This window comes from Mesorhizobium sp. M7A.F.Ca.US.006.04.2.1, assembly GCF_004022915.1.
Lineage (GTDB): Bacteria > Pseudomonadota > Alphaproteobacteria > Rhizobiales > Rhizobiaceae > Mesorhizobium > Mesorhizobium ciceri.
This window is the reverse complement of sequence record NZ_RZQA01000841.1, coordinates 1-2,790: the sequence shown is the minus strand read 5'-3', so window position 1 is coordinate 2,790 and position 2,790 is coordinate 1. Positions and strand designations below refer to the sequence as shown.

Annotated in this window: 3 protein-coding genes; all 3 read right to left on the bottom strand. The window is 59.2% G+C overall.

The genetic code is table 11. The annotated features are described in order from the left end of the window. Positions 1 to 101: 101 nt before the first annotated feature. Entirely contained in the window at positions 102 to 1,058 is a 957-nt protein-coding gene (locus EN925_RS30970; protein WP_127368623.1) for an alpha/beta hydrolase, read from the bottom strand. A 21-nt stretch (positions 1,059 to 1,079) separates the two neighbouring features. Beyond that, entirely contained in the window at positions 1,080 to 1,484 is a 405-nt protein-coding gene (locus EN925_RS30965) for a hypothetical protein (protein WP_006326052.1), read from the bottom strand. A gap of 37 nt (positions 1,485 to 1,521) precedes the next feature. Next, positions 1,522 to 2,790: YbhB/YbcL family Raf kinase inhibitor-like protein (locus EN925_RS40275; RefSeq protein WP_206633017.1), on the bottom strand; the 1,269-nt coding region annotated here is incomplete at its 5' end.

Genomic DNA, 2,790 nt, shown 5'->3' with positions numbered 1-2,790 from the left:
GCTCAGGAGCAGCGCGATCAGCAGGATCGGGACCAACAGGTAGGTGTTCTGGGAACCCCTGGATTGGGACATCAACATTTGTCTTTCGTTGCTAGCGCAACCTAGAACTCGATGACCTTCCGGCCTTCACTGGGCCGCTCGCTGCGAGCGGTGGACCGGCTTTCGGAAATGCTCCGTCCGGAAAGGGCATTGCCTCCCTGACCGCGCCGCTCCGGATCGGCGCTGAGGATTTTCTTGAGGACGGGGGTGATGACCTCCTTGAACTTCGCCGGATCTTCCGATGTCGGGAAGTGGCCACCACCGAAGATGATGCATTCCGAATTCTTCACTTTTTCGGCCGTGCGCTGGGTCATTTCAGGCGTGCAGGCGAAATCGTACTCACCAGTCAGGAAGTAGATCGGCACCTTTCCCGAAATCTTCTGGCACTGGTCGCGGAAATCCGAATCGACGCTGTAGAAATACAGATCGCCCTTGAAGATGCCGGGGCCGCCCTGCGCATAGTACCACCAGGTCTCCCACCGGTAATCGTCAGGAGACTGCGGTGCCATCAGACCGAATACAGAGGTCGCGACCACCTCGCCACCATGGATGTGGGGGTGATGCAGCGCATCGATCCACCATCCGGGGGAATAGTCGCAGGCCTCAAGTGCAATAAAAGCCGAAAACTCGTTTTCATAGCGCAATGCGAGCGCCAGGCAGATGTTGCCGCCCATCGACTGGCCCATGAGGACCGGCTTGCGCAGATCCAGCGCCCGGCAGAACGCCACGATGAACTCACAATAGAATTTGGTTGTGAGTTTGTATTCGTCTTCCATCAGATGAAAATCTGCCGGCGGGATCGACTTGCCGTGCCAGGGCATATCGAAAGCGATAACGCGGAAATTCTGGCTGATGTCCGGGTCGCACAGCTGGTGCCGATACTGGCGTCCGTCCGTGCCGGCCGTGTGCAGGCACACCATCGGAATGCCTTCGCCGTGTTCCTCGTAATAGGTGCGGTACGTCTTGCCTTCGCACTGGACGTAGACGTAGCGCCCAACGATTGGATCGTGTGTATTCATGACAACTCTCCTGCGCTGCCGTTAAACTTGTCGCATCAGCGAGAGCATGCGCGTCAGCGCCCGCAGATTCTGCCAGAAGGGGAGCGAATTGCCCTCGATGATCAGCTGCTTGTGCAGCGGATGCGCCATCGCCCAGATGTCGTTGAACATCGGCGGTGGGATTTCCTGGGCAAACTTCGACCAGGCGCTGCTCGGCGCCTTGAGCCAAAATTCGACTCCCATGTCATTGGGTGTGAGGCCTTGCGCGATCTTCTGGATCTTGCCGCCACGGACGTCGACGAGATATTCCGTGTCGTCGAAGCCGAGCACGAACTTGCTGGTGAAAAACCGCCCTACTACCGGCAAAATGCGGTCGTCATTGACCTTCCTTGCCCATCGCTCGATCCACTCCAGATCAAAGCTGCTCCTGCTTCCATATCTACTCATGCGATCCTCCTGATTGGGGAATTACCATGCCCGGTTTTTACGCGGGCAGAGACTTCTTTGCCGGCCCGTAGACTGCCACGAACGACGCCGCATCGATGGCCACAGGCATGACCGCAGCCGCAAATGCGCCAAGATCGGCGTCAGCTGGCAACTCGACCATGTCCGTCTTGAGCGCATAGAGGGTGAAGAAGTACCTGTGGGCCCGGTCCGGCGGCCATGGGCCGCCATATCCCTTGCCGAACCCTGGGATCTTGAATGTCACGAAGTCGCTGTTGAACTCAGCGGCGCCGTGCGGCAGTCGCAAGCTGCCGCTGGCGCCCTCAGGGAGCTCACGGACCTCGGCCGGAATGTTGGTCACCAGCCAGTGCGCAAACGAGCGGGGGAAATTGAATGCTTCCGGCAGGTCAGGATCGGTAACAGCCAAGGCAAAGCTGCGCGTGCCTTCCGGCGGTCCGGACCAAACGAGTCTCGGTGAAAGCCGGTTGTCCTCGGCGAACCGGTCCGGGATGACGCTGCCTGGCGCAATATCGGGACAACTCAGCACAAAAGATGGTGTTGCCGCCATAGGGTTTACCTCCTGGTTCAGCAGTGTCACAGGCCTCGGCATCGGCCTGCCCTGCTCGAGTCTGGGCTTGTGACTCTCGGCGACAGTCGCCGGATTGCCTGGGTCATTCTCGTTGGCCGCCTCGCCGGGGAGGCGCGCCGTCGCGCGGCGGCCAAACATGGCGTTGAGGATGGCATGGCCATCGAAAGGCGGTTCGAAATCCGCCGAAATGGCGCCATTGCGAAACACGTGAACCCGCGTGCACAGGTTCAAAAATTCCTCCAGCTCGCTGGACAGGAAGACCACGGCATTGCCGCGCGCAGCGAATTCCTTGAGGTTGCGGTAGAGATCAAGCTTGGCCCCGACGTCGATGCCGCGCGCGGGATCGTTGAGCACCAGAGCCACCGGCTTTTCCGCGAAAGCCCTGGCAATCAGTACCTTTTGCTGGTTACCGCCGGACAGCGACGTGATGAGGTTCTCCGGGCTCCCCATCTTGACGGCCAGTTTGCTGGATTCCCACTCAAACACCGGCGTCAGCTTGGGGCGGTTTATGAAGTTGAGCACCCCGCCGGATCGAAATTCGCGATACACCGGAAGCAGCAGGTTCTCGTAAATACTCAGATTGGCAAAGATGCCCTCTTTCTTGCGATCGCCGCTGACGTAGCTAATTTTGTTTTGTCGGGCCGACGCAAGGTCGGTAACCTCGCTGGCCTTGCCGTCATTAACCACCACCAACCGGCCGGCGATCGGAGACTGGATGCC

What these genes read in the sequence shown, in the direction of transcription:
- EN925_RS30970 (WP_127368623.1), bottom strand. Translation starts at nt 1,058, where the DNA reads ATGAATACACACGATCCAATCGTTGGGCGCTACGTCTACGTCCAGTGC.
- EN925_RS30965 (WP_006326052.1), bottom strand. Translation starts at nt 1,484, where the DNA reads ATGAGTAGATATGGAAGCAGGAGCAGCTTTGATCTGGAGTGGATCGAG.